This window comes from Corynebacterium sp. HMSC034E11 (assembly GCF_001835905.1).
Taxonomy (GTDB): domain Bacteria; phylum Actinomycetota; class Actinomycetes; order Mycobacteriales; family Mycobacteriaceae; genus Corynebacterium; species Corynebacterium coyleae.
The window spans coordinates 28,252-52,021 of the sequence record NZ_KV826393.1 but is presented as its reverse complement, the minus strand read 5'-3'; the positions used below and the strand labels follow the sequence as shown (position 1 = coordinate 52,021).

The window sequence follows — 23,770 nt, the reverse complement described above, 5'->3', positions numbered from 1 at the left end:
GGGGGTTCACGCCGTGCACAAAACTGCAGCCGTGCTGCGTCACCGTGAACTTACCCAGGAGATTTACAACATCGGCGACGAGGTTGCGGAGTACATCGAGCACGTCGCCGAGTCGATTGCGGACTATGACGGTGAGCTCACTGAAGATTGCCTGGCAGAGTTCGAGGAGATTGTCGACGACGCCCGCCAGGACGCCCGCCGCATCGTCGCCGAGTTAATCGGCCTGCGCCAAGCGCTGACCTCGGGCCGCGCCGCCGGCTACTTGTCGGTGGGGGTCCGCCCGGAGGAGCGTATCCCGCAGCCTGAACTTCTCGACGCCGCCGGCCTCAAAGACCTCTTCCCGCTGCAAGCACCATTTTCGGTGCAGACGATGCACGACGCGCTCGTCGGCCGCACCGAACTGGTGGTGCAGCACTTGGAGGAGATCGTCTCCTTCACCCTCGAGCAGACTGACATGGTCGCCCGCGAACTCGGCGTGGTGTCGCTTCCGCACCTGTACGCGCGGGTCGGTGAGATCGTCGAGGAAGCCGTGATCGGCTGGGTGGAAACCGTCTGCTTGGACCACCCGGCGTTCGTACGCACGATGCGCGGATCCAACCCGCCGGAGTTTTTGGAGGAGCGCGCCCGCATCGACCGCATTGTGGCGAAGGTGGCGGCGAAGCGTTCCCTGCGCGGGGCTTAGGTGGGGGTTCCGTGATGGATTCCTTCGGCGTGTACATCCACGTGCCGTTTTGTGCGACGCGCTGCGGCTACTGTGACTTCAACACCTACACACCCACCGAGGTGGATTCCTCGCACGCGCAGTACCTCGACGCGCTGGAGCGCGAACTCGAGCTCGCCGCCGCCCGCGGCCTGCCGGAAGCCCAAACCGTGTTCATCGGCGGCGGCACCCCGAGCCTGCTCGGCGCGCAAGGCCTCGGCCGCATCCTGGGCGCCATCCGCAACACCTTCGGCATCGTGGCCGGCGCGGAGATCACCACCGAGTCCAATCCGGAATCCACCAGCTCCGACTACTTCGCGGGCCTGCGCGATGCTGGCTTTACGCGCGTCTCGCTCGGCATGCAGTCCGCCTCCACGCCGGTGTTGAAAGTCCTAGACCGCCAGCACACCCCGGGCCGCGCCGTCGCCGCCGCCCGCGAGGCACTTTCCGCCGGGTTCGAGCACGTGAACCTGGACATGATCTACGGCACGCCCACCGAAACCGACGACGACGTGCGCCGCACCCTGGATGCCATCCTTGCAACCGGCGTCGACCACGTCAGCGCGTATTCGCTCATCGTGGAAGATGGCACCGCCATGGCGCGCAAGATCCGCCGCGGCGAACTGCCCGCGCCACAAGAGGACGTCTACGCGGACCGCTACGAGATCATCGCCGCAACGCTGGAGGGCAACGGATACGACTGGTACGAGGTCTCCAACTGGGCCAAACCCGGCGGCGAGTGTCGCCACAACCTCATCTACTGGCACAACCAGAATTGGTGGGGCGCAGGCCCCGGCGCGCACAGCTTCATTGACGGGATGCGCTTCTTCAACGTCAAGCGCCCCGAGCGCTACGCACAGTTGCTTCACGACGACACCCTGCCCATCCAGGACACCGAAACCATCACCGCAGACGAAGCCCACATGGAGGCGATCATGCTCGGGCTTCGCCTGCGTGAGGGGATTCCGGCCGGGTGGGTTGGGGAGCGGGCGCGTGGGGTCGTCGATAAGCATGTGCGCGCGGGGCTCCTAGAGCGGGGAGAGCGCTTGCGCGTGACGGATACCGGCAGACTGCTTGCAGACGGCATCATCACCGATATCCTGGCAGCCGAGTAAGGAGGCGATCATGAGCGCAGCAGACGAGCGGCGCCAAAAGGTGCTGCGGGCGATCGTGGCGGACTACATCGCCAGCCAAGAACCCGTCGGATCCAAAGCACTGGTGGAGCGGCACAACATGGGGGTGTCGTCGGCGACGATCCGCAACGACATGGCGGTGCTTGAGCAGCAGGGCTACATCTCGCAGACGCACGCCTCATCCGGGCGCATCCCGACCGAGGCCGGCTACCGCAAGTTTGTCGACGCGCTGCACGACGTCAAGCCGCTGTCCGCTGCTGAGCGCCACGCGATTCTGGACTTCCTCGAAGACGGCGTGGACCTCGAAGACGTGCTGCGCCGCTCCGTCCAACTGCTTTCCCAACTGACCAACCAGGCGGCCGTGGTGCAGTTGCCTAACCTGTCCGCCTCGCGGGTGAAGCACTGTGAGGTTGTCGAACTCACACCAACGCGCCTGCTGCTCGTGCTCATCACCGACGCCGGGCGCGTCGACCAACGCAACGTTGATCTCGCCGCGCCAATTGGCGACGACGGCGTGCGCATCCTTCGCGACATCCTCAACGACGCACTTGTGGGCAAGAACATGCGCGACGCCTCCGCCTCACTCGCCGGCGTGGCGGTCAGCGCCCCGCCGCACCTGACCGAACCCACCACGCGCGCCGCCGAAGTGCTCATCACCACACTTGTCGACGCCGCCCCCGACCGCCTCATCATCGCAGGCTCCTCAAACCTGCTCGTGCCCTCCGGCGGCCTCCAGGACGTCATCGACGCCCTCGAGCAGCAAGTTGTCGTACTGAAACTGCTCGCCGGCGCCCAAGAACTCGAACGTGTCTCCGTGCGCATCGGCCGCGAAAACGAAGACGAGGAATTATCCAGCGCCTCAATTGTTACAACAGCGTACGGGGCAGGCGATGCAGCACTCGGCGGCCTCGGGGTAGTCGGTCCAACCCACATGGACTACCCCGGTACCATGCAGAAGGTTGCCACCGTGGCTCGTTACATCAGCCGCACACTGCGGGGTGAATAGAAGGGAAGATATGGCTCGCGATTACTACGGCATCCTCGGCGTGGACAAGGACGCCACCGAGCAGGAAATTAAACGGGCGTACCGCAAGCTCGCACGCAAATACCACCCGGACGTGAACCCGTCCGAGGAAGCTGCCGAGAAGTTCGCGGAGATCGCGGCAGCGCAAGAGGTGCTGCTGGATCCGCAGAAGCGTTCCATCGTGGACCGTGGCGGCGACCCGATGGAGGCCGGCGGCGGCATGGGCGGCGCCGGTTTTGGCGGAGGTGGCCTCGGCGATATCTTCGAGGCGTTCTTCGGCGGCGGTGGTGGTGCTCGCCAGCCGCGCTCGCGCGTGCAGCCGGGCAACGACGCGCTCCTGCGCACCTCGATCACGCTCGCGGAGGCGTTCACGGGCGTGAAGCAGGACGTCACCGTCGATACGGCGGTGCTGTGCGACAAGTGCCACGGCTCCGGCTCTAAGTCAGGGGCTAAGCCGGTCACCTGTGACGTGTGCCAGGGCCACGGCGCGGTCCAGGAGATGCAGCAGTCTTTCCTGGGCAATGTGATGACCACCCGCGAGTGCCACAAGTGCCATGGCTTCGGCGAAGTGATCACCGACCCGTGCGCCCAGTGCGCCGCCGACGGCCGCGTACGTGCTTCCCGCGACCTGGTGGTCAACATCCCGGCCGGCATTAATAACGGCATGCGCATCCGCATGGCGGACCAGGGCGAGGTCGGCCACGGCGGCGGCCCTGCCGGTGACCTCTACGTCGAGGTGCACGTCGAGCCGCACCCGGTGTTTGTGCGCGACAATAACGACCTGCACCTGCGCCTGACCGTGCCCATGTACGACGCGGCACTGGGCACCGAACTCACCGTGGAAAACCTTACCGGCGATGAGACCCGCATCGAGGTGCCCGCAGGCACCCAGCCGGACGACCGCGTTGTCCTGTCCGGCGAGGGCATGCCGCGCCTGCGCCAGGAGGGCACCGGCGACATGATCGCGCATATCGAGGTCACTGTGCCCACCGCGCTGTCCAACGAGGAGCGTGCAGCCCTTGAGGACCTGCGCGCCGGCCACCCGGAGGACCCTAAGGTCCACTCTGAGGGCGGCGAGCACGGTGATGGTTTCTTCTCCCGGATGCGTGATCGTTTCCGCCGATGAGCCTGCCCTATTTTCTTAGCGACGACCCCACCTCCGGCATCATCGAAGGCCCCGAGGCCAAACACGCCCACGTCAAGCGCATCCAGCCGGGTGAGCGCATCATGCTTTTCGACGGCACCGGCAACCAGGCCGAAGTCACCGTCACGCGGGTGGATGCCTCAAGGGTTGAGGGGGTCGTCGATAGGCATGAGTTCGTGGAGCGTCCCACACCGCGCGTGACGGTCGTGCAGGCGATCCCGAAAAGCGAGCGCGCCGAACTCGCCGTCGACCTCGCCGTGCAGGGCGGGGCGGATCGAATCGTGCCGTGGATTTCGCACCGCACGATTGCGCGCTGGCCGGCGAACAAGCAGGCGAAGCAGGTGGAGAAGTGGCGCTCGCAAGCGCTGGCGAGCGCGAAGCAGGCGCGCCGCGCGTGGGTGCCGCAGATCCACGAGCCGGTGACCACAAACCAGTTGTCCGATCTCCTCCGTGACCCGAGGAACGAGGGTCACGCGCTTGTACTCCACGAGGATGCGACCGTGCCGCTGCGTGAGGTCACCTTCGGCGAGGACGTCTGGCTCATCGTCGGCCCCGAAGGCGGCATCGGGCAAGACGAACTCGAACTGCTCGGCGCGGACGCCGTGAAACTCGGCCCCGAAGTCCTGCGCACCGCAACAGCAGCGTTCGCGGCGCTCAGCGCGATCGGCGCGCTGACAAACCGCTGGTAGGGTAAACGCACATGGAAGAAATGGTGACGCGCAAGGTCGAACTCGACTCGGCGTACGCACAATCCGTCCTCGGCATCAACGACAACAACCTCCAACTGCTGGACCGCTATCTGGACGTGAGTTTCCACGCCCGCGGCACCACCTTGTCGGTGCGCGGCACGGCCGCCCACGTGGCGCACGCGCTGCGCGTGGTAGAGGAGCTGGAGTCCATGGCGCGACGCGGGGTGCCGCTTCGCCCTGACACCGTCGTGGAGGCGGTGAAACTCATGGAGATGGAAGCCCCCGGCTCGGTCGCGGACATCCTCGGCGAGGAGATCATTGCGCGGCGCGGCAAGGTTATTCGCCCGAAGACTGCCGGTCAGCGCCGCTATGTGGATGCGATCGACGACAACACCATCACGTTCGGCATCGGTCCGGCCGGATCCGGCAAGACGTACCTTGCGGTGGCGAAGGCGGTGCAGGCGCTGCAGAACAAGCAGGTCAAACGCATCATCCTGACGCGTCCCGCCGTAGAGGCCGGCGAGAAACTCGGCTTTTTGCCCGGTACGCTTTCCGACAAGATCGACCCGTACCTGCGCCCGCTGTACGACTCGCTGCGCGACATGATGGACCCAGAGGCCATCCCGAAACTCATCGAGGCCGGCATCATCGAGGTCGCGCCCCTGGCCTACATGCGCGGGCGCACCCTGTCGGACGCGTTCGTCATCCTTGACGAGGCCCAGAACACCACCGGGGCGCAGATGAAGATGTTCCTCACCCGCCTCGGGTTTGGCTCAAAGATGGTGGTTACGGGTGACACCTCTCAGGTGGATCTGCCGCGCGGCACCGTCTCGGGCCTGCGTGTGGCGCGTCGTATCTTGAGCGACATTCCGGACATTTCGTTCCAGGAGATGCGCGCCGACGACGTTGTGCGCCACCACCTGATTTCCCGCATCGTGGCCGCCTACGACCACCACGATGCCCAGAACGCGCTGCGCTACGAAAAGCGGCAGCAGAAGATTGAAGCAGAGCGCGAAGCGGAGGCAGCGCAGTGAGCATTGAAGTCTTAAACGAGTCCGGCGAGGCGGAAGTCAACGAGCAAATGCTTATCGACGTCGCCTCCTACGCCCTACGCACCATGGACGTCCACCCCGACACCGAAGCAACCATCACGCTTGTCGACGAAGCCACCATGGCCGACCTCCACGTCCGCTGGATGGACCTCGAAGGCCCCACCGACGTGATGAGCTTCCCCATGGACGAACTCACCCCGGGTGGGGGACGGCCCGACGCCGACATGCCGGGGCCCGCGATGCTCGGCGACATCATCCTGTGCCCGGCCTACGACCGCAAACAGGCCGAGATGGCCGGCCACGACCTCGCCCACGAAATGGCGCTGCTGACCGTCCACGGCGTGCTGCACCTGCTCGGCTACGACCACATCGAGCCGAAAGACGAGCGGGAAATGTTCGCGCTGCAAAACGAGATCCTCGCCGACTGGTACGACGACCTGGCCCGCCGCGGGGTGGCATACCAGCCGAAGCCGACCGGCCCGCACGCCTTCCCGTCCGCAGCTGACCGCGACGAGCTAGACAAGCTGATGAAGGGCGCCGAGTGACACTCACCATCACCTTCGCAACGATCACCGTCGTTGCGCTACTGCTCTCCGGCCTGCTCGGCTCCGTCGAATCCGCCCTGGCACCCATCTCGCGTGCCCGCGTGGAAGGCATGGTCAAGGATGAGACGCCGGGTGCAGATGCGTTGCTGCGCGTCGTCGAAAATCGCGCGAATCACATCAACACCCTCGTGCTGCTGCGCACCGTCTTAGACGTTATGGCGGCAGTCTCGGCGGCGATGCTGGCCATGGACGTCATCGCGTCAGATGCGTGGGCGATTGCGGTGGCGGTAATCGTCGTCACGCTGCTGCAATTTTCCATCATCGGCGTGTTCGCACGCACCGCCGGCAAACGCAACCCGTACACCATCTCGCTCAAAGCCGCCCAAGGCCTGCACATCTTCCACACCGTGCTCGGACCAGTGGCGAAACTGCTCATCTGGATCGGCAACCTGTTCCACCCCGGCGAAGACTTCCGCAACGGGCCATACGCCACCGAAATCGAACTGCGCGAAATGGTCGAAGTCGCCCAAGAAAAAGGCGTGGTGGAAACCACCGAAGGCCGCATGATCCAAAACATCTTCGACCTCGCCTCCACCACCGCACGCCAAGTCATGGTTCCGCGACCCGAAATGGTATGGATCGAAGGCGAAAAACTCGCCCGCCAAGCCACCGCACTCATGGTGCGCTCCGGCCACTCCCGCGTGCCCGTTATCGGCGAAAATGTCGACGAAATCATCGGCGTCGCCTACCTCAAAGACATGTTCACCGACCGCGGCGCGCCCGTCGACCCGAACACGCCACTGACCGAGTTGATGCGCCAACCGATGTTCATCCCGGACTCCAAGCCGCTCGACCTGCTGTTGCGCGCGATGCAGCAGCAGAACACCCACATCGCGGTGGTTATCGACGAGTTCGGCAACGTCGCAGGCCTGCTCACCATGGAAGACCTTCTTGAAGAAATCGTCGGCGAGATCACCGACGAATACGACGAGGATGAAGAAGCCCCCATCGAAGAAATCGACGAGCGCGTCTTCCGCGTCCAAGCGCGCCTGCCTCTCGACGACCTCGTGCACTACCTCGCCGACCACCTCGACTACACGCTGGAGTACTCGGAGGAGGTCGTCGACAATGTGGACACCGTCGCCGGCCTGCTGTCGTACGAACTCGGCCGCGTGCCCCTTCCCGGCGCCTCCATTCTTCGCGACGGCATCCGCTACACCGCAGAAGGCGGCCGCGACCGACGCGGACGCATCAAGACCCGCACCGTGCTGGTTGCGGTCGGCGAGGAACCCGAAAACGGGGTATCGTAGCACCTGTAACCAACCGAAAGGAGTTCCACCATGCGAGCAGTTCGCTACTACGGCCAGAAGGACATCCGCGTCGAGGAAATCGACGCCCCGGTTGCAGGCAAGGGAGAGGTGCTCATCGACGTCGCCTGGTGCGGCATCTGCGGCACTGACCTGCACGAGTACCTCGAAGGCCCGATCTTCTGCCCGAAGCCTGGCCATCCGCACCCCATCACCGGTGAGGAGCCGCCGATCACCCTCGGCCACGAGTTCTCCGGCGTTGTTTCGGCGCTCGGCGAGGGTGTCGACGACCTCGAGGTCGGCCAGCACGTTGTCGTCGAGCCGTACGTCCTGCCGGACGACGTCGACCCGAAGGAGCCGGGCCCGTACAACCTCCACCCGGACGTGAACTTCATCGGCCTCGCAGGTGGTGGCGGCGGCCTCTCCGAGAAGATCGCTGTGCAGCGTCGCTGGGTTCACCCGATTTCCAACGATGTTCCGCTCGACGAGGCTGCGCTCATCGAGCCGCTGTCCGTCGCCCACCACGCATTCGTTGCGTCTGAGGCGAAGGAAGGCGACGTCGCCCTCATCGGTGGCGCTGGCCCGATCGGCGTGCTGACCGCAGCTGTGGCGAAGGCATACGGCCTGACCGTCATCGTCTCTGAGCTCTCCGAGCTGCGTCGCCAGAAGGCGCTCGACGCAGGTGTCGCAGACTACGCGATCGACCCGAGCGCAACCGACCTCAAGGCAGAGATCGAAAAGATCACCGACGGCAAGGGCGTCGACGTCGCATTCGAGTGCACCTCCGTCAACGTTGTGCTCGACCAGCTGATCGACTGCCTCAAGCTCAAGGGCACCCTGGTCGTCGAGTCCATCTGGTCGAAGAAGGCCGAGCTGGACATCCACGCGCTCGTGATGAAGGAACTGACCATCCGCGGCATCATCGGCTACGCCCACGATCACCCGCAGACCATCAAGTTGGTGGAGTCCGGCAAGATTGATCTGAAGCCGTTTATCACCGGCAAGATCGGTTTCGACGGTGTCGTCGACGAGGGCTTTGACACCCTGATTAACCGCAACGAGACCGCAGTGAAGATTCTGGTGTCGCCGGAGCTCTAAAATGCTCCTATGAGCAATATTCTCTCGATCCAGTCCGCCGTCGCGTTTGGCCATGTTGGCAACTCGGCGGCGGTCTTTCCTTTGCAGCGCATCGGCCACGAGGTGTGGCCGGTGTACACGGTAAACTACTCCAATCACACGGGTTATGGTGCGTGGGAGGGGCCGATCATTCCGGCCGCCGACGTTGCGGCGGTGCTCAAGGGCATCCGCGACCGCAATGCGTTCCCGCTTATCGACGCCATCCTCACCGGCTACCAGGCCTCCCCGGAAATCGCCGACGTGATCGTCAGCACCGTGCGCGACATCAAGGCTGAAAACCCGGATGCGCTCTATGCGTGCGATCCGGTGATGGGGTCGGCGAAGTCGGGCTGCTTCGTGGCGGATACGATCCCGCCGCTGTTCCGCTCGACGATCGTGCCGGCGGCGGACATCATTACGCCGAACCAGTTCGAGTTGGGCTACCTCACCGAGCGCGACGTCACCGACCTGGATTCGACCCTTGCCGCCGTGGACGCGGCCCGTGAGATGGGCCCGTCGACCGTGCTGGTGACTTCGGTGGAGCGCCCCGAAACGCCCGAGGATGCGATCGAGATGATCGCCGTGGACGACAACGGCAAGTGGATCGTGCGCACCCCGCGCCTGCCGTTTAAGCGCAACGGCTCCGGCGATGTTACTGCAGCGCTGTTTACCGGCCACTACGTGCGCAGCCACGACGCAAAGGACGCGTTGGCAAAGACCGCCTCCTCGGTCTACGCCATGCTGCGCGTGACCTTCGAGGCCGACGCGAACGAGCTCCAGTTGGTCGAGGCCCAGGAGTTTTACGCCAACCCGCAACTCCAGTTCGAGGTCGAAGCCCTCTAACCGGTTTCAGGCACACCGCGTCACCCGCTCACCCGGGCGGGTTTTTCGCGTTTTCGGGGCCGGGTGAATCGATTAGTCGAACAGCAGCTCCATCGCCCCCGTCACGGTGGGCACTTCGGTCCCGTTGGGTGCGATCCAGCAGATGCGCCCGTTGGGGTTGTCGATGTGTCCGCGGATCGCCCGCCACCGGTCGTCGTCGTTGACCCCGTTGTGGTAGGCGCACAGTTGCGCCAGGTTGTTCATGTTGGTCATCCCGCCGTGCTTCCAGGCGTGCATGTGGTGGGTTTGGGTGGTTTCGGCGGAATGCCTGCAGTCGGGGAAGGCACAACTTGGCGACATCAACTTCGACATCGTCCGCTGCTTCCCATTCGCCAGCCGCTGCGTCCGGTACAGGTTCACCGCACCTTTCTGCGGGTGGAAGGCGGCCACCTCGAGCACGTCGCCGAACTCACGGGTGAGAAACTCGGCGCCGGTCATCGTGGTGCCGTCGGTAAGTACAAGTTCGACGTCGTCGCCGCAGCCGTCCATGATGCGGGTGTAGGCCTGGATCGGCACCAAAATCATCGGCCGCAGCGCCGCGCGCGGCACCCCGCCGCCCTCGCGCAACAGGCGGAACAGTGAGCCGGCCATCTGCTCCGCAGCCGGCCGAACCTCATCGATCATGGAACGCAGCGTGTGCTCCAAGTCGGCCAGATCGCGCTCGTTGTACGTCAGCGTCATGGTACGCATGCCCTCCCGGGAGCGGGTGAACCGGCAGGAAGGTTTGGGGGCGGTCACGGGGACGTCGATCAGCCTGCTGATGCGCTTCGACAGCGAGCGAAACGAACCACGATGCCGCACCAGATCCAACCGGATGCGCCACCGCTCAGCCGCCGACGCCACCACAACCAACTTCTTCTCGATGAGCACCAACTGGTCGATCGGCAACCCCTCCGCCAACGCCAGCGCATCAGCCTGCTTGCGCGTGAACTTGGTCGGGCCATAGTACGTATCGAAGACGCGGGCGAGGTCGCGCGCTCGTGTCGTCGATAAGCCAGCTGCAACTGCGGCCTCCCGAGAAAACCCGGCGAGCATCCCCACGCCCGCTTGACAAAACTCAATGAAATCCATGCACCCGACGCTAGAAACCCACCGCAACCCCCACAAGACCCCACAAAAAATCTGTGGATAACTCCCACACCACCGAAAAAGTTATCCACAACGGTAGGATGCGCACCATGATTGATTTCCCGGACAACCTGCCAGAAGACGCGATCGCTGACGGCGGTTTCACAAACACGCCGGACGGGTTCAAGTCGGGCTTTGTCAGCTTCGTCGGGCGGCCGAACACCGGCAAGTCCACGCTGACCAACGCGCTGGTGGGGGAGAAGATCGCCATCATGGCCGACCAGCCGGAGACGACTCGCCACCCGATCCGCGGCGTGATCAACCGTGACGGTGCGCAGGTCATTGTGGTGGACACGCCGGGGATTCACCGCCCGCGCACGCTGCTGGGCGAGCGGCTCAACGACGTGGTGAAGGACACCTTCGCGGACGTCGACGTGATCGGCTTTACCGTGCCGGCGGACGAGAAGATCGGACCCGGTGATCGCTTCATCCTCGACGAGATCCGCAAAACGAAGCCGAACACGCCGATCGTGGGCATCGTGACCAAACTGGACAAGACCGGCAAGGACACCGTCGGCGAGCGCCTGCTCGAACTGCACGACATGCTCGGCCCCGACTGCGAGGTCGTGCCGGTCTCCGCAACCGCAGGTGTGCAGACGGACACGCTGCTGGACATCCTGATCGAGCATCTGCCGGAGGGTCCGCGGTTCTACCCGGAGGGCCACACCACGGACGAGGATGTGGAGACGCGTATCGCCGAGTTGATCCGTGAGGAGGCGCTGCGCGGTCTTCGCGACGAGCTCCCGCACTCCGTCGCCGTCCAAATCGACGAAATGCACCCGGACCCGAACAACCCGGAGCGCACCATGATCTACGCGGTGCTGTATCTGGAGCGCCCGGGCCAAAAGCGCATCATCGAAGGCCCGGACGGGCGGCGCTTAAGCGGCATTGTGCACCGTGCGCGCAAGCAGATCATCGACCTGGTTGGCCAGAACATCTACTTGGATGTGCGCGTGAAAATCCTGAAGAACTGGCAGCAGGATCCGAAGGCGTTGGGCCGGCTTGGCTTCTAGGCCGTCGTGGCGCGATCGCGCCTTTGTGGTGCGCACTTACGATTTCGGTGAGGCGGATCGCGTGATCGTCCTGCTGACCCGCAACCACGGCCTGGTGCGCGGGGTGGCGAAGGGCGTGCGCAAGGTGAAAAGCCGCTTCGGCTCGCGCCTGCAGCCGTTCGTGGATGTGGATGTGCAGGTCTATCCGGGCAGAGGCTTATCGACGATCACCGGCGCCGACACCGTCACCTACTTCGGCGCCCGCATTATCGACGACTTCGACCGCTACGCCGCCGCCTGCGCCGTCATGGAGGTCGCCGAGAAGCTCTCCTACGACCAGGGTGATCCGGAACTGTTCGCGCTCGTGCAGGAGGCGCTGACCAACCTGCAGACCGACCAGCATCCGACGCTGGTGCTCGACGCGTTCGTGCTCAAGGCCACCGAGCACGCCGGCTGGGGTTTAAGCCTGTTTAACTGCGCGAACTGCCAGGCGCCAGGCCCGCACAAGGCGTTTAACGCCACCGTCGGCGGGGCGGTGTGTAACAACTGCCGGCCCACCGGCTCGATGGATGTGGATCCGGAGACGCTGCACGATATGTGGTTGTTGCGGGGAGGCTACGGGGTGTCGTCGATACGCGTTGCGCAGATTCACCGCGCGACCGTGGCACACGTGCAGCACAACCTTGAGGCCGGGCTGAAGAGTCTGAAGATCATGGAGCAGGCATAATTAACGCCCATGGGCGCACCGAAGATTGACAAGAAGTTCATCCCGAAACACATCGCACTGGTGATGGACGGCAACGGCCGCTGGGCGCAGCAACGGGGCCTCAAGCGCACCGAGGGGCACAAGGTGGGCGAGGAGAAGCTCATGGACGCCGTCGACGCCTGCATCGAACTTGGTGGGGTGGAGTGGCTGTCCGCGTACGCGTTTTCTACGGAGAATTGGAAGCGCAGCCCTTCCGAGGTGCATTTTTTGATGAACTTCACCCGCGATGTGCTGCGCCGTCAGCGCGACGAGTTGCATGAGAAGAACGTGCGCGTGGTGTGGTGTGGGCGCCGCCCGAAACTGTGGGGCAGCGTGATTGAGGAGCTTGAGGTCGCTGAGGAGCTCACGAAGCACAACACGGGGCTCACCCTTGCGATGTGCGTGAATTATGGCGGTCGCGCCGAGCTCACCGACGCAGTGCAGGCGCTTATCGACGACAACGTGCGCCACGTCGACGAAAAAACCATCCAGCGCTACCTGTATCGCGCCGACATGCCGGACGTGGACCTGTTCTTGCGCCCGTCGGGGGAGCAGCGCACCTCAAACTTCCTGCTGTGGCAGTCGGCCTACGCGGAGATGGTGTACCAGGACGTGCTGTTCCCGGACTTTACTAAGCAGGACCTGTGGGACGCGGTGCTGGAGTACGCGAAGCGCGACCGGCGCTTTGGCGGCGCGGTAGATAAGTTCGATAGCTAGCGTTTGGCCTGGCAGTCGCGGCACACGCCGTAGATTTCGGCGTCGTGGCCGACGAGTTCGTAGCCGTAGTGCTTCGCCATCACCTCGGCCCATCTTTCTACCGGGCCGCCTTCGATTTCCTCGCTGCGCCCGCATTTGGAGCACAGCAGGTGATGGTGGTGGTGGTCGGCGAGACAGTCGCGGTAGAGCGTTTCGCCTTCGGGGGAGTAAAGCACGTCCACCGCGTCGACCTCCGCGAGTGATTGCAGCGTGCGGTAGACAGTGGTCAGGCCGACGGATTCGCCGTTGTCGGTGAGGATCTCGTGGATGGTCTGTGCGGAGGCGAATTTGTCTAAGCCACGCAGCGTATCGACGACCGCCGCGCGCTGCTTAGTCATCCTCGGGCCAAGCTTCGGGACCGGACGCGTGCTGTGTGGGCGGTTCATACCGGGCCAGCTTAGCCGGGGATGGCACTCGGCTGGGACGAGGCCTAGCCGGATCTTGCCTAGTGCTGATTCGGGCTAGTCCTGGCCCGGCACCGACGTGCGCCGGGTTGTGTCAGCGGCCGGCGCGTAGAACTCGCAGGCATGGTCTACGAGCGCGTGGATAATCCGGATCACGGTGGGGTTGGCAAGTTCGTAGGCGACTTCGCGGCCGCAGCGTTTGGCGGCGACGAGGCCTTCGTCGCGAAGCACCCGCAAATGCTGCGACACCAGCGGCTGCGACTTCCCCAAAATTCCCACCAACTCATGGACCGCGCGCTGTGAATCGTGCAGCAGCAGCAAAATCCGAAGACGCATCTCCGAATCCAGCACTCGGATCAGTGCGGCAGTGTGGTCTAACTCCTCCGGCGAAAAGCGAAGGTCGTCACGCATGGGCGGCCCCTTTCGACGACAGTCCTACACAGTTGTCACACAGTTTACTCGAAGCAGGCGTAAAGGTGGGACTTATGTCCAAAGGGTCGTCTGCGTCGTCGCAAAGTGAAACGGCTAGACTGATCGACGTATTTTGGCAACCGTATTACACGCAGGAGATTGTGATGCCCGCATCCAAGATCGAAACCGTCGTCAACCTCTGCAAACGCCGTGGTTTGGTGTACCCCGCAGGTGAGATTTACGGCGGAACACGCTCCGCGTGGGACTACGGCCCACTCGGCGTCGAGCTGAAAGAAAATCTCAAGCGCCAGTGGTGGAAGCACATGGTGACCTCCCGCCCCGACACCGTCGGCGTCGACACCTCCATCATCCTGCCCACCCGCGTGTGGGAAGCCTCCGGTCACGTCGAGGTGTTCACCGACCCGCTCGTTGAGTCGCTCTACACCAACAAGCGCTACCGCGCCGACCACCTGATCGAAGCGTACGAGGAGAAGCACGGCCACCCGCCGGCAAACGGGCTCGCCGACATCAACGACCCGGAGACCGGCCAGCCTGGCAACTGGACCGAGCCGAAGGAATTCTCCGGCCTGATGAAGACCTACCTCGGCCCCGTCGACGACAAGGAAGGCCTGCACTACCTGCGCCCGGAGACCGCGCAGGGCATCTTCGTTAACTTCAAAAACGTGATGACGTCCGCGCGCCTCAAGCCGCCGTTCGGCATCGCCAACATTGGCAAGTCGTTCCGCAACGAAATCACCCCGGGCAACTTCATCTTCCGCACCCGCGAGTTCGAGCAAATGGAGATGGAATTCTTCGTCAAGCCAGGCGAGGACGAAACCTGGCACGAGTACTGGATTGAAAACCGCTTCAACTGGTACGTCGACCTGGGCATCAACCCGGAGAACCTGCGCCTGTACGAGCACCCGCAGGAGAAGCTGTCGCACTACTCCAAGCGCACCGTGGACATCGAGTACGCGTTCGGCTTCACCGGCTCCAAGTGGGGCGAACTCGAGGGTGTGGCCAACCGTACGGACTATGACCTGAAGACCCACTCCGAGGCGTCCGGCGAGGACCTGTCGTACTACGACCAGCAGAACGAGGAGCGTTGGATCCCGTACTGCATCGAGCCGGCCGCTGGCCTGGGCCGCGCCATGATGGCATTTCTTATCGACGCCTACGATGAAGAAGAAGCACCCAACGCCAAGGGCGGCACCGACACCCGCGTCGTGCTGCGCCTGGACCGTCGCCTCGCGCCGGTGAAGGTTGCCGTGCTGCCACTGTCGAAGAAGCCGGAACTCGCCGGCCCCGCCGAGGAGCTGGCCACCAAGCTGCGCCAGTACTGGAACGTGGACTTTGACACCTCGGGTGCGATTGGTCGTCGTTACCGTCGCCAGGACGAGACCGGCACCCCGTTCTGCGTCACCTACGACTTTGACACCCTTGAGGACAACGCTGTGACCGTTCGCGAGCGCGACACGATGGAGCAGGAGCGCGTGCCTCTCGACGAGCTGGAGGCCTACCTGGCCGCCCGCCTGATCGGCTGCTAATGCACTACGTCAGCTGGGATCGCACGGACCGCGACGCGCCGAAGTTGCTCGCGGAGGCCGGACCCGAGGTGTTGGGTGTGTTCTCGCACGACCACGCCGTTGTGGGCGGCGACGAGTGGCAGTTGGTGTCGCACCCCGAATCGGGTGCGGTGGCGACGCGCCGCGGCGAGGAGATCGTGCGCACGTCGAACAGTTTGAAGCGCGCGAAGCGCATCGACCTGGTCATCGAGGGCCACGCCTACGCGTTCGTCCCGGAGACCTCCAAGAACTGGGTGGTCGAGGATGCGAGCGGCGAGAAGGTTGCCCAGTTCACCCAGGACCATAACGGTGTGCGCAAGGCGATCCTCGAGTTCGAGGGCGAGACCGACCTGCCGCCCACCCAGGTTGCCGGCCTTGCGTGGTTGACCCGCGAGGTGCTTGAGGCCCGCAAGATGGTCAATTCGACCGCGCTGATCAGCACTTTGGTGTTCTTGTCGCTGTTCATCGTTGTGGTGGCGTTGCTGTGATTTGGCAGGGCGCCACGCTTCTCGACGATTCCCGCACCCGCGCCACCGCCACCGCCGACACCATCACCGTCGGTGGGGCACACCCGAGCGCGGTGCTGCGCATCACCGCCGGGAGCGCGCGCCGGTTTAAGGCCGTCGATGCGGATACGGGCGGGGAGTATGTTCTGCGCAAGGCTGGGTTTACGGTGGCGCGCTACACCGCGGATTGCGACGGGCGCCGCTACACCCTGAACCGCACCGGCCTGCACCGCGAGATCCGCGACGCCGCCGGAACCCTCGTCGCCGTGACCCGCGGGAAGGCCTCGGGCGACCTCCACGTTGAGGTCAAAGCGGATGTCGACGCTGCAGCCGAGGCCGACCTGCCCATGGAGGATCTTGTCTTCATGACGTGGGCGCTGACCTTCGTGGACACGCCCGCGCGCCGCACCCGCATTTAGCGCCGCGGCGGCCCGGCAGCGCGGCTGCCCAGCGCGGGCCAGCACCACCGCTGCGTCAGCCTGGCTGTGCGGCCCCGCGCGGCCTAGAACGTGCCGCCGCGGTTAGAGGGGCGCCCGCCGGAGAAACCTCCGCCACCACCGCCGCCGAAGCCACCCCCGCCGCCGCGGGATCCGCCGCTGTAGCCCCCACCGCCTCCGCCGCCGGAGAGCAGCGTGCCCCACAGCACAGCCCTGGCCAGCGAGTCGGCGGTTTGGCGGTTGCGGGCCGCTTGGTAGCGGCGCACGTCGTCGTTGGCGGAGTTTTCGGCGCGGCGGGCGGTGTCGGTGGCGGTGCGGGCGGCGTCGATAGCTGCACGTGTGTCACGCACCCGCAGCTGGAGCGCCTGGGCGTGCTGGCGCTTCGCCTCAGCCAGCAACGTGCGCGCGTGCGAGCCGATGATGCGGCCGCGCGAGCGGATCAGGTCTTCGGCGCGCTGGATCTGCGCGGCACAGACCTGCATTTGCTGGTCGAACAGTTGCAGCGCGCGGGCCTGGTCGCCGGCGACGCCGCGGGCACGGTCGAGGGCGTCGTCGATTTCGGCGTCCATGTTCGCCAGTTCCTCGTAGAGGGCGAGCGGGTCGGTGTCGGCGCGGTTGCCCATTGCGTCGAGCATGCGCTGGGCCTTGGCGGAAACCGCGTTCAAAGAGGCGACGTCGATACGCGCGCCCTGCTCACGGGAGCCCTTGACGGTTTCGATGTCGCGGAGTTCGGCGCGGATTTCGTCGATAAGCGCTGGCAAATTGGTTTTCGCCGCCCGGATGTTCTCTTCGGCGTGTTCGATGGCGTTGAGGTTGGTGTCGGAGACCTCCACGGCGTGCGAGGCAGCCGCGAGCGTGTCCAGGAGTGCGCCTTGGCGGCCGGCGGGTTGGGCGGCGAGGCTGCGGGCGTCGTTAAGCGCCTTTTCGGCTTCGTCGAGGGAGGCCTGCGCAACATCGACGTTGTCCACTATCGACGACAACATCTCCACCGCATACGCCTCCCGCAGTTGCGCAAGGGTGGCGCGGGCGGGCTCGAGGCGCGCGCGGATGTCCACGGTGCGGGCGAGGATCTTGTCTACCTCTTCGGGCGCGCGCATGAGGACGCCGCGCATGTCGTTGAACTCGGCGGTTTTGTCGCGAAGCGCCTGTTCAGCCTTGCCCGACGATGAGATGATGTCGAGGAGCATGGCGCGTTTTTCGGGTTCGGTTTCGGGGATGGCGTCGTAAAGTTTCTGGTGCGTGGAAAACGCGCGCTGCAGGGTGCGGGTGGCGTCGTTCATGGCGGAGGTGAACGGGCGGACGCGCTCGGCGCCGAATTCGGAGGTGGCCAGTTTCAGCTCCTCCTTGCCTTGCGTGATGGACTCGTCGGCGGACACGAGCGCGTCGCGCGCGACCTCCTCCAGGGTCGCGGTGGGCAGGCGGCCGAGCGAGTCAGTATCCGCCGGGTCGAGCGCCTTCGCAGACGCGATCTGCTTGGCCTGCTGCTTGCGCGAACCCTTGCGTGTTGCCGCGTACATGCCACCGCCGGCAAGCGCCGCGACACCGAGGCCGCCTGCGACCCAGCCAGCGCCCGCGCCATCGCTATTGCTTGACGACGACGACCCATCGACCGACTCAACCGCATTCAGCGCCGCCTGCGACCAATTGTGCTGGCTTAGCTGGGCGTAGGCGGCGTCGTTCATCCGGTCGATCTCGGCCTGGGTCCATTCTTCGCCACCGCCGACGTTGTAGGCGCGCTCGTCGGGGGAAATCACCAGCACGGCGGTGTTGGAACCGTTCGCGGCGACGGCCTGGTCGACCCAGTCGGACGGGCTGATGCCGCCAAAGGTACGCAGGAACACCACACGCACCGACTTACCCTGGGACTGGCTGACCTGCTGGATCGCCTGTTCAATCTCGGCGCGCTCGTTATCGGTGAGCACGCCGGCGTCGTCGGTCACAGGCTTGGTTAAAAGCCCTGGCTGGACGGTGGTTTCCGTGGCCACGCCTTGCGCAAGCGCGGGCGTTTCGGCAAAACCTGAGGCGGGCGCTGCGAGAAACAGCATGCCGCCGACGGCGAGGACGCGAAGGTAACGGCTAGTCATGCGACTAGGGTAGCGCTTCGTGTACGCCTATAACGCCGACGATACGAAACGCCGCACCGCCGAGGGTCCGAAGGGGGCGCAGCTTGCGCCGGATTCGCGGGGTGCGTTTGCGCGTGACCGGGCCCGTGTGTTGCATTCGGCGGCGCTTCGTCGATTAGCGGACAAGACCCAGGTTGTTGGCCCGCGCGACGGTGACACTCCGCGCACGCGCCTGACGCACTCGCTGGAGGTCGCCCAGATTTCGCGCGGCATCGGCGAGGGCCTCGGCCTGAACCCCGACCTGTGCGAGATGGCCGGCCTCACCCACGACATCGGCCACCCGCCCTACGGTCACAACGGCGAAGTCGCGCTCAACGAGGTCGCGCCCGACGGCTTCGAGGGCAATGCGCAGACGTTGCGCATCCTGTCGCGCCTTGAGCCCAAAGTGCTTATCGACGACCACTCTTACGGCCTCAACCTCACCCGCGCCTCCTTAGATGCCGCCGTGAAATACCCCGTGACCCGCACCAACCCCGACGGCACCCTAAACCGGAAGTACTCCGCCTACGACGAGGATGCGGCGGTGCTTGCGTGGGCGCGCGAAGGCCACACCGACGACATGCCACCGATGGAGGCACAGGTGATGGACTTTTCCGACGACATCGCCTACTCCGTCCACGACGTCGAAGACGGCATCGTCTCCGGGCGCGTCTCCCTGCAGGTGTTGTGGGACTTCGTCGAACTCGCCGCCCTTGCCGAGAAGGGTGCCGCCGCCTTTGGTGGCGACGCCGACTCACTCGTCGACGCCGCCGACCGCCTCCGCGCCCTTCCCGCCATCGCAGCCGCCGCCGACTTCGACTACACCCTGTCCTCTTGGGTTCGCCTGAAGGGGCTGACGTCGCAGTTGGTGGGACGCTACATCGGCGGCGTGACCAAGGCGACCCTCGACGGGAACCTAGGCACCGACGCTGCTGCCGGCGCGGGCGCGGGCGGCGCGGGCGGCGTGGGCGCCGGTTCGGGCCTGATGGGGCGCCAGCACGGCCGCCTCATCGTTCCTCCCGACGTCGAGGCCGAAGTCCGCCTGCTCAAAACCGTCGCGGTGCTCTACGTCATGGACGTGCCCGCCCATCTCGCGCGTCAGGACCGTCAGCGCGACCGGATTTACCGCGTCCATGAGTACCTGCGCGCCGGCGCCCCGGGCACCCTCGACACGATGTTCCGTGCCTGGTTCGAAGCCGCCGACACCGACGCGGAGCGCGAGCGCGTGATCATCGACCAGATCGCTTCCATGACCGAGTCCCGCCTCGAGCGCACCGCGAAGAAAGCCAGCGCCTTCGAAGGCTTCTACTAAGCCCGCGCGGTCGCGGTGGATTAGCCGAAGAGCCGACTGAAGAAGCCGCGCTTGCTCGTCTTGCTCGCGTCGCGCGGGCATTCGCACCATTGTCCGGACGCGACGCCAGCCTTGACCTGGTCAACGTGGTTGCCGCAGCCTGCCCAGGTGGTCTTGCCGCAGGTTGTGCAGGGGACGGGACGGCACATGGGGGCTCCTCTCGCTCGCAGATACTGCGAGTGAGCCTATACCGCGCCGAGGATGAATACGGCGAAAAGTGAGCTTAGGGGCAAACCCGAACTCGTCCCGACGGCGATTCCTACTGCCCTTCACTGTGTTCCACTGTGGTCGTGCCGCGCATCCGAGTTCGGGTTTGCCCCTAAGCTGCCAATCGGACACCTTCCCCCTTGAACCGCAGAGATCGGGGCGGGGCTGCTAGAGGCGGGCGGCGATGTCGGCGAGCGCGGCGCGGGTGCCGATCTCCCCGGGCAGCCACGGCAGTTCCACGCGCGGCACGTTGGGCAGTTTCGCGTCCAGAAGGGCAAGCGCTTCGTCTTCCACGGCGCGCCGGGCAGCCAAGAACTCGCTGGCGCTCGAGCCAGCGCCAGCACCAGCGCCAGTGCCAGCCCCAGCGGTGTCGGCGGGGCTGCGGCGATTGACGACGAGGCCGGAGACGCGGATGTGGTGTTGGGTGAGGTCGTCGTAAAGTTCGGTGCTCTCGAGGACCGGAAGCCGCTCGGCGGTGAGCACGATGGTGAACGTGCAGCGGGCCGGGTCGGTAAGAATGTCGCGCAGGCGCTCGAACTTGCGGCGACGGCGCAACAATGTGGTGCGGATCTGCTGGTTGCGGCGCTGCACCGGGTCCTCGTCCGCGCCGCCGAGGCCACGCAGGGCGCGGGAGAACTTGTCGGACTGTTCGCGGCGCTGCATCAGCCCGCCGGTGTAGGCCGCCATCAACTCCGGCAGGGCAAGGAGGCGGGAGGTGTGGCCGGAGGGGGCGGTGTCGAAAATGATGTGGTCGACGCCTTGCGTGTCCACGAGTTCCGCCACGCGTTCCAGCATCGCCGCCTCGTGCATGCCGGGGGAGTTGCGCGACAGGTCCAGGTGGCGGCGGATTTCGGGGTGCATGCGTTCCGGCATCATTGCCCGCATGGACTGTTCAACGTCGGCGAGGTGGCGTTCGGTGGTGGTGGTGGGGTCGAGTTCGACGACGGAAAGCCCGGGTTCGAGTTCGGTCGGTCTGTCGGAGAGCGACACGTTCCAGATGTGGCCGAGGTTGTGCGCCGGGTCGGTGGACACCAGCAGTACGCGCCGGCCGGCTTCGGCGAGGCGTACCGCGGTGGCGGCGGAGACGGTTGTTTTGCCAACCCCGCCTTTGCCGCCGAAGAACATCACGGGTGCGGTTTCTAGCAGCATCGCACGCCATCCAAGGGGGAGTGGGACATGCCCATGCGGGTGTGCCAGGCGTGGAATTCGTCGTAAAGCAAAGGCATGAGCTCGAGGGTGTAAAAGGAGGCGGGGTTGGGGATGCCGAGCGTTTCGGAGGCGACGAGCAGCGTGAACAGGTCGTCTTCTTCGCGGGCGGCGCGGGCAAATTCTCGACGATAGGGCGCCTTGTAGAACTCGTCCAGGCCGGCCGCGAAGGCTTTAAATCGCTCGAGCATCAGCTGCGGCGGCAGCGTGTTCGCCGGGCATGGTTTCGTCGTCACGCCAGGTCACTGCGGGCTCGCGGCGTGCCTTCGCGATCGCCGTGAACGCTTCGACGATGACCCAGATTGCGCAGCAGATGATGATCACGTCGAGGACGAGTAGCAGCCAGTTGCCGGAGTTGTAGAACGTGCGCACCTGCAGCACCGCCGCCCACAGGGACATGATGGTGACGAACACCAGCGGGACGAGCACTGGCCAGGAAGGGCGGCGCAGTTTGGTCAGCATGATCGCCACGATGGACAGGGTCAGGCCGGCCATGAGTTGGTTGGTGGTGCCGAACAGTGGCCAGATGAGCATGCCGCCGGAGCCGTCGATGCCCATGGAGAACGTCAGGCCGAGTGCGCAGCCGACCGCGATGATGGTGGCGATAAGGCCGGAAAGTTTGAAGCCTATCAGATCGCCGATTTCGGTGACGACGAAGCGCTGCAGGCGGATACCGGAGTCCATGGTGGTGGCGGCGAAGAGGACGGCCATCGTCGCCAAGATTGTTGCGGACAGGGACTGTGGGATGCCCAGGCCTTCGTTCATCAGCGCGCCGCCGCCTTGGATGAAGGCGTCCACGCCGCCAGCGTTCCATTCGTTGTAGATGTTTTCCCAATCCGTGATGGTGTTGAATCCGGCGGTCGTCGCAACGATGGTGCCCAGTGCGAGCAGGCCTTCGCCGACGGCGCCGAAGTAGCCGACGAAGCGCACGTCGGTTTCCTTATCGATCTGCTTCGACGACGTACCCGAGGACACAATGCCGTGGAAGCCCGAGATCGCGCCGCAGGCGATGGTGACGAACAGGAGTGGGAAGATGCCGGGGGTGCCGTCGGGGACGGAATCGCGAAGTGTCGGGGCGACAACTTCCGGGCGGACGACGAAGAACGAGCCGTACAGAATGATCAGACCGACGAACAGTTGCAGGCCGTTGATGTAGTCACGCGGCTGCAGCAGCACCCACACCGGCAGCAGGGATGCGATGAAGGCGTAGAGGAACAGGAAGATGATCCACCAGCCGCGATCCGGAATACCCAGCATGACTTCGGGCAGGGCGAGCGGCATGCGGTCGCCGAGGATCATCAGGCCGTAGAGTGCGGCGACGCCGACGAAGGACACCAGCGGCAAGTTCCAGTTGAAGCGGTAGATCGCCTGGCCGATCAGCAGGGCGACGAGGATCGCGCCCCAGGTGGGGATGACGGCGGTTGGGGTGGAGATCAGCAGGTTAGAGATCACCACCGCGAACGCCGTGTTGACCATGAGCAGCAGCAGGAAGATCACGATGAGGAACAGGTTGCGTCCGCGCGCGCCGATGTAGCGGCCGGACAGCGTGCCAATGGAGTGCCCGCGGTGGCGTTGCGACGCCCACAGCGCCCCCATGTCATGCATCCCCGCAAAGAACACCGTGCCGAGCGTCACCCAGAGGAACGCCGGCACCCAACCCCAAATCACCGCGACGGCCGGGCCGATGATCGGCGCCGCGCCTGCCACGGAGGTGAAGTGGTGGCCCCACAGGACGTATTTGTTGGTGGGCACGTAGTCCACGCCGTCTTCCATGGTGTGGGCGGGCGTGGAGTAGGCGTCCGAGAGTTGGTACACCTTTTTGCCCAGGAACTTCGAGTACAGCAGGTAGCCGGCGGCCATCATCGCGAGGCCGACGAGCACTAGGATGAGCGAGCTCATGGGCATCCTCCATTCGTGTCGTGGTTCACAGTTTGCGAATTATGACACACAGCACACTCTTAAGTATCCATTTGGGTGTTTTATGCGCTGTTTTACGTGAGCAGGATGTCTGATACCCCTCGACTTCCGCGCGATGACCGCATAAGTTTGCGTAGTAGAACTTTGCTAGCTGTGTCGAAAGGCGAAGGCGTTTGTTTGATCGCGTGGAACGAATGATTCGAGCGTTTCCTTGGATGCTCTCGCTTTCCCCGGACGATCGAGAGGCGTGCGCGCGTGACCTTCGAGAAGCGTTTACTTCGGAAGACCCCAGCCTGCTGGCAGCCGAGTTCACAGCATGGAAGGAAACTGCGACTGCTATAGCCGAGGGGGTTGATTGCAAAGAGTTGGAGTGGCTCGACCCGTCAGATGACGCGTGCGTGGTTACGCGACCAGCGTGACCCCTTCATCCTCAAACACTGCGCGCATTTTG

24 protein-coding genes are annotated in these 23,770 nt (G+C 64.8%); 17 read left to right on the top strand and 7 right to left on the bottom strand.

Translation table 11 applies throughout. The annotated features are described in order from the left end of the window. Positions 1-13 precede the first annotated feature (13 nt). The 10 genes from HMPREF2690_RS03270 to pdxY are packed head-to-tail and all read left to right on the top strand — an operon-like array spanning position 14 to position 9,553. Positions 14-682 carry a hypothetical protein gene (locus tag HMPREF2690_RS03270; protein ID WP_070421344.1) on the top strand — a complete coding sequence of 223 codons (669 nt, stop codon included), beginning with the start codon at positions 14-16 and terminating at the stop codon, positions 680-682. A 14-nt stretch (positions 683-696) separates the two neighbouring features. Beyond that, complete coding sequence (hemW, locus tag HMPREF2690_RS03265; protein ID WP_168167281.1) at positions 697-1,815, top strand: radical SAM family heme chaperone HemW; 1,119 nt, start codon at positions 697-699, stop codon at positions 1,813-1,815. 7 nt (positions 1,816-1,822) lie between these two features. Continuing rightward, a complete protein-coding gene (gene hrcA, locus HMPREF2690_RS03260) occupies positions 1,823-2,839 on the top strand; it encodes a heat-inducible transcriptional repressor HrcA (RefSeq protein WP_070820234.1) in 1,017 nt (338 codons plus the stop codon). 10 nt (positions 2,840-2,849) lie between these two features. Beyond that, a complete protein-coding gene (dnaJ, locus tag HMPREF2690_RS03255) occupies positions 2,850-3,983 on the top strand; it encodes a molecular chaperone DnaJ (RefSeq protein ID WP_070820180.1) in 1,134 nt (377 codons plus the stop codon). Further along, positions 3,980-4,690 carry a 16S rRNA (uracil(1498)-N(3))-methyltransferase gene (locus tag HMPREF2690_RS03250; RefSeq protein ID WP_070820179.1) on the top strand — a complete coding sequence of 237 codons (711 nt, stop codon included), beginning with the start codon at positions 3,980-3,982 and terminating at the stop codon, positions 4,688-4,690. The genes dnaJ and HMPREF2690_RS03250 overlap by 4 nt, the downstream gene beginning before the upstream one ends. An 11-nt stretch (positions 4,691-4,701) precedes the next feature. Next, positions 4,702-5,724, top strand: a complete 1,023-nt coding sequence (locus HMPREF2690_RS03245) for a PhoH family protein (protein WP_070453572.1) — start codon at positions 4,702-4,704, stop codon at positions 5,722-5,724. Then, positions 5,721-6,287 (top strand): rRNA maturation RNase YbeY, encoded by a 567-nt coding sequence (gene ybeY, locus HMPREF2690_RS03240; RefSeq protein WP_070484913.1) that lies wholly within the window; start codon positions 5,721-5,723, stop codon positions 6,285-6,287. Before HMPREF2690_RS03245 ends, ybeY begins: the two co-directional genes overlap by 4 nt. Then, the gene (locus HMPREF2690_RS03235; RefSeq protein ID WP_070421349.1) at positions 6,284-7,597 is read left to right on the top strand and encodes a hemolysin family protein; all 1,314 of its coding nucleotides are present in this window, start codon (positions 6,284-6,286) and stop codon (positions 7,595-7,597) included. The genes ybeY and HMPREF2690_RS03235 overlap by 4 nt, the downstream gene beginning before the upstream one ends. Before the next feature lie 30 nt (positions 7,598-7,627). Then, the gene (locus HMPREF2690_RS03230; RefSeq protein WP_070453562.1) at positions 7,628-8,692 is read left to right on the top strand and encodes a 2,3-butanediol dehydrogenase; all 1,065 of its coding nucleotides are present in this window, start codon (positions 7,628-7,630) and stop codon (positions 8,690-8,692) included. 9 nt (positions 8,693-8,701) lie between these two features. Continuing rightward, positions 8,702-9,553, top strand: coding sequence for a pyridoxal kinase PdxY (gene pdxY / locus HMPREF2690_RS03225; RefSeq protein ID WP_070820178.1), 852 nt, complete (start codon positions 8,702-8,704; stop codon positions 9,551-9,553). Positions 9,554-9,625: 72 nt separating this feature from the next. Here the strand turns inward: pdxY and HMPREF2690_RS03220 are convergent, their stop codons facing one another. Next, positions 9,626-10,663 carry an HNH endonuclease signature motif containing protein gene (locus HMPREF2690_RS03220; RefSeq protein ID WP_141761188.1) on the bottom strand — a complete coding sequence of 346 codons (1,038 nt, stop codon included), beginning with the start codon at positions 10,661-10,663 and terminating at the stop codon, positions 9,626-9,628. Positions 10,664-10,770: 107 nt separating this feature from the next. Between HMPREF2690_RS03220 and era the strand changes: the two genes are divergently transcribed. The 3 genes from era to HMPREF2690_RS03205 are packed head-to-tail and all read left to right on the top strand — an operon-like array spanning position 10,771 to position 13,174. Next, complete coding sequence (gene era, locus HMPREF2690_RS03215) at positions 10,771-11,733, top strand: GTPase Era (protein ID WP_210401377.1); 963 nt, start codon at positions 10,771-10,773, stop codon at positions 11,731-11,733. Further along, positions 11,723-12,439 (top strand): DNA repair protein RecO, encoded by a 717-nt coding sequence (gene recO, locus HMPREF2690_RS03210; protein ID WP_070772127.1) that lies wholly within the window; start codon positions 11,723-11,725, stop codon positions 12,437-12,439. The genes era and recO overlap by 11 nt, the downstream gene beginning before the upstream one ends. A 9-nt stretch (positions 12,440-12,448) precedes the next feature. Then, on the top strand, positions 12,449-13,174 hold the full coding sequence (locus tag HMPREF2690_RS03205) for an isoprenyl transferase (RefSeq protein WP_070569577.1): 726 nt from the start codon (positions 12,449-12,451) through the stop codon (positions 13,172-13,174). On the opposite strand, the gene HMPREF2690_RS03200 is transcribed toward HMPREF2690_RS03205, so the two are convergent. Then, positions 13,171-13,599, bottom strand: coding sequence for a Fur family transcriptional regulator (locus HMPREF2690_RS03200; protein ID WP_070772129.1), 429 nt, complete (start codon positions 13,597-13,599; stop codon positions 13,171-13,173). The genes HMPREF2690_RS03205 and HMPREF2690_RS03200 overlap by 4 nt on opposite strands. A gap of 75 nt (positions 13,600-13,674) precedes the next feature. Beyond that, positions 13,675-14,028 (bottom strand): ArsR/SmtB family transcription factor, encoded by a 354-nt coding sequence (locus tag HMPREF2690_RS03195; RefSeq protein ID WP_070453541.1) that lies wholly within the window; start codon positions 14,026-14,028, stop codon positions 13,675-13,677. Between the two features lie 164 nt (positions 14,029-14,192). Between HMPREF2690_RS03195 and HMPREF2690_RS03190 the strand changes: the two genes are divergently transcribed. The 3 genes from HMPREF2690_RS03190 to HMPREF2690_RS03180 are packed head-to-tail and all read left to right on the top strand — an operon-like array spanning position 14,193 to position 16,518. Further along, a complete protein-coding gene (locus HMPREF2690_RS03190; protein WP_070421399.1) occupies positions 14,193-15,575 on the top strand; it encodes a glycine--tRNA ligase in 1,383 nt (460 codons plus the stop codon). After that, positions 15,575-16,081, top strand: a complete 507-nt coding sequence (locus HMPREF2690_RS03185; RefSeq protein ID WP_070613970.1) for a hypothetical protein — start codon at positions 15,575-15,577, stop codon at positions 16,079-16,081. The genes HMPREF2690_RS03190 and HMPREF2690_RS03185 overlap by 1 nt, the downstream gene beginning before the upstream one ends. Then, positions 16,078-16,518: a hypothetical protein gene (locus HMPREF2690_RS03180; RefSeq protein WP_070820175.1), complete on the top strand. Its 441-nt coding sequence runs from the start codon at positions 16,078-16,080 to the stop codon at positions 16,516-16,518. The genes HMPREF2690_RS03185 and HMPREF2690_RS03180 overlap by 4 nt, the downstream gene beginning before the upstream one ends. 83 nt (positions 16,519-16,601) lie before the next feature. On the opposite strand, the gene HMPREF2690_RS03175 is transcribed toward HMPREF2690_RS03180, so the two are convergent. Further along, positions 16,602-18,620: a TPM domain-containing protein gene (locus HMPREF2690_RS03175; protein ID WP_070820174.1), complete on the bottom strand. Its 2,019-nt coding sequence runs from the start codon at positions 18,618-18,620 to the stop codon at positions 16,602-16,604. A 19-nt stretch (positions 18,621-18,639) separates the two neighbouring features. Here HMPREF2690_RS03175 and HMPREF2690_RS03170 point away from each other — a divergent pair, with 19 nt between their 5' ends. After that, positions 18,640-19,950, top strand: coding sequence for a deoxyguanosinetriphosphate triphosphohydrolase (locus HMPREF2690_RS03170; RefSeq protein WP_070421361.1), 1,311 nt, complete (start codon positions 18,640-18,642; stop codon positions 19,948-19,950). A gap of 414 nt (positions 19,951-20,364) precedes the next feature. Here the strand turns inward: HMPREF2690_RS03170 and HMPREF2690_RS03165 are convergent, their stop codons facing one another. The 3 genes from HMPREF2690_RS03165 to HMPREF2690_RS03155 are packed head-to-tail and all read right to left on the bottom strand — an operon-like array spanning position 20,365 to position 23,301. Further along, on the bottom strand, positions 20,365-21,345 hold the full coding sequence (locus HMPREF2690_RS03165; protein WP_070820173.1) for an ArsA family ATPase: 981 nt from the start codon (positions 21,343-21,345) through the stop codon (positions 20,365-20,367). Beyond that, complete coding sequence (locus HMPREF2690_RS03160) at positions 21,336-21,593, bottom strand: cory-CC-star protein (protein ID WP_070421363.1); 258 nt, start codon at positions 21,591-21,593, stop codon at positions 21,336-21,338. Before HMPREF2690_RS03160 ends, HMPREF2690_RS03165 begins: the two co-directional genes overlap by 10 nt. Next, positions 21,577-23,301 carry a carbon starvation CstA family protein gene (locus HMPREF2690_RS03155; protein ID WP_070820172.1) on the bottom strand — a complete coding sequence of 575 codons (1,725 nt, stop codon included), beginning with the start codon at positions 23,299-23,301 and terminating at the stop codon, positions 21,577-21,579. The genes HMPREF2690_RS03160 and HMPREF2690_RS03155 overlap by 17 nt, the downstream gene beginning before the upstream one ends. Positions 23,302-23,770: the final 469 nt, after the last annotated feature.

Bases quoted from the DNA above. Each gene is read 5' to 3' on its own strand.
- hemW (WP_168167281.1), top strand. From the start codon at position 697: ATGGATTCCTTCGGCGTGTACATCCACGTGCCGTTTTGTGCGACGCGC.
- dnaJ (WP_070820180.1), top strand. From the start codon at position 2,850: ATGGCTCGCGATTACTACGGCATCCTCGGCGTGGACAAGGACGCCACC.
- HMPREF2690_RS03250 (WP_070820179.1), top strand. From the start codon at position 3,980: ATGAGCCTGCCCTATTTTCTTAGCGACGACCCCACCTCCGGCATCATC.
- HMPREF2690_RS03245 (WP_070453572.1), top strand. From the start codon at position 4,702: ATGGAAGAAATGGTGACGCGCAAGGTCGAACTCGACTCGGCGTACGCA.
- HMPREF2690_RS03230 (WP_070453562.1), top strand. From the start codon at position 7,628: ATGCGAGCAGTTCGCTACTACGGCCAGAAGGACATCCGCGTCGAGGAA.
- pdxY (WP_070820178.1), top strand. From the start codon at position 8,702: ATGAGCAATATTCTCTCGATCCAGTCCGCCGTCGCGTTTGGCCATGTT.
- HMPREF2690_RS03220 (WP_141761188.1), bottom strand. From the start codon at position 10,663: ATGGATTTCATTGAGTTTTGTCAAGCGGGCGTGGGGATGCTCGCCGGG.
- era (WP_210401377.1), top strand. From the start codon at position 10,771: ATGATTGATTTCCCGGACAACCTGCCAGAAGACGCGATCGCTGACGGC.
- HMPREF2690_RS03205 (WP_070569577.1), top strand. From the start codon at position 12,449: ATGGGCGCACCGAAGATTGACAAGAAGTTCATCCCGAAACACATCGCA.
- HMPREF2690_RS03200 (WP_070772129.1), bottom strand. From the start codon at position 13,599: ATGAACCGCCCACACAGCACGCGTCCGGTCCCGAAGCTTGGCCCGAGG.
- HMPREF2690_RS03195 (WP_070453541.1), bottom strand. From the start codon at position 14,028: ATGCGTGACGACCTTCGCTTTTCGCCGGAGGAGTTAGACCACACTGCC.
- HMPREF2690_RS03190 (WP_070421399.1), top strand. From the start codon at position 14,193: ATGCCCGCATCCAAGATCGAAACCGTCGTCAACCTCTGCAAACGCCGT.
- HMPREF2690_RS03185 (WP_070613970.1), top strand. From the start codon at position 15,575: ATGCACTACGTCAGCTGGGATCGCACGGACCGCGACGCGCCGAAGTTG.
- HMPREF2690_RS03175 (WP_070820174.1), bottom strand. From the start codon at position 18,620: ATGACTAGCCGTTACCTTCGCGTCCTCGCCGTCGGCGGCATGCTGTTT.
- HMPREF2690_RS03165 (WP_070820173.1), bottom strand. From the start codon at position 21,345: ATGCTGCTAGAAACCGCACCCGTGATGTTCTTCGGCGGCAAAGGCGGG.
- HMPREF2690_RS03160 (WP_070421363.1), bottom strand. From the start codon at position 21,593: ATGCTCGAGCGATTTAAAGCCTTCGCGGCCGGCCTGGACGAGTTCTAC.
- HMPREF2690_RS03155 (WP_070820172.1), bottom strand. From the start codon at position 23,301: ATGAGCTCGCTCATCCTAGTGCTCGTCGGCCTCGCGATGATGGCCGCC.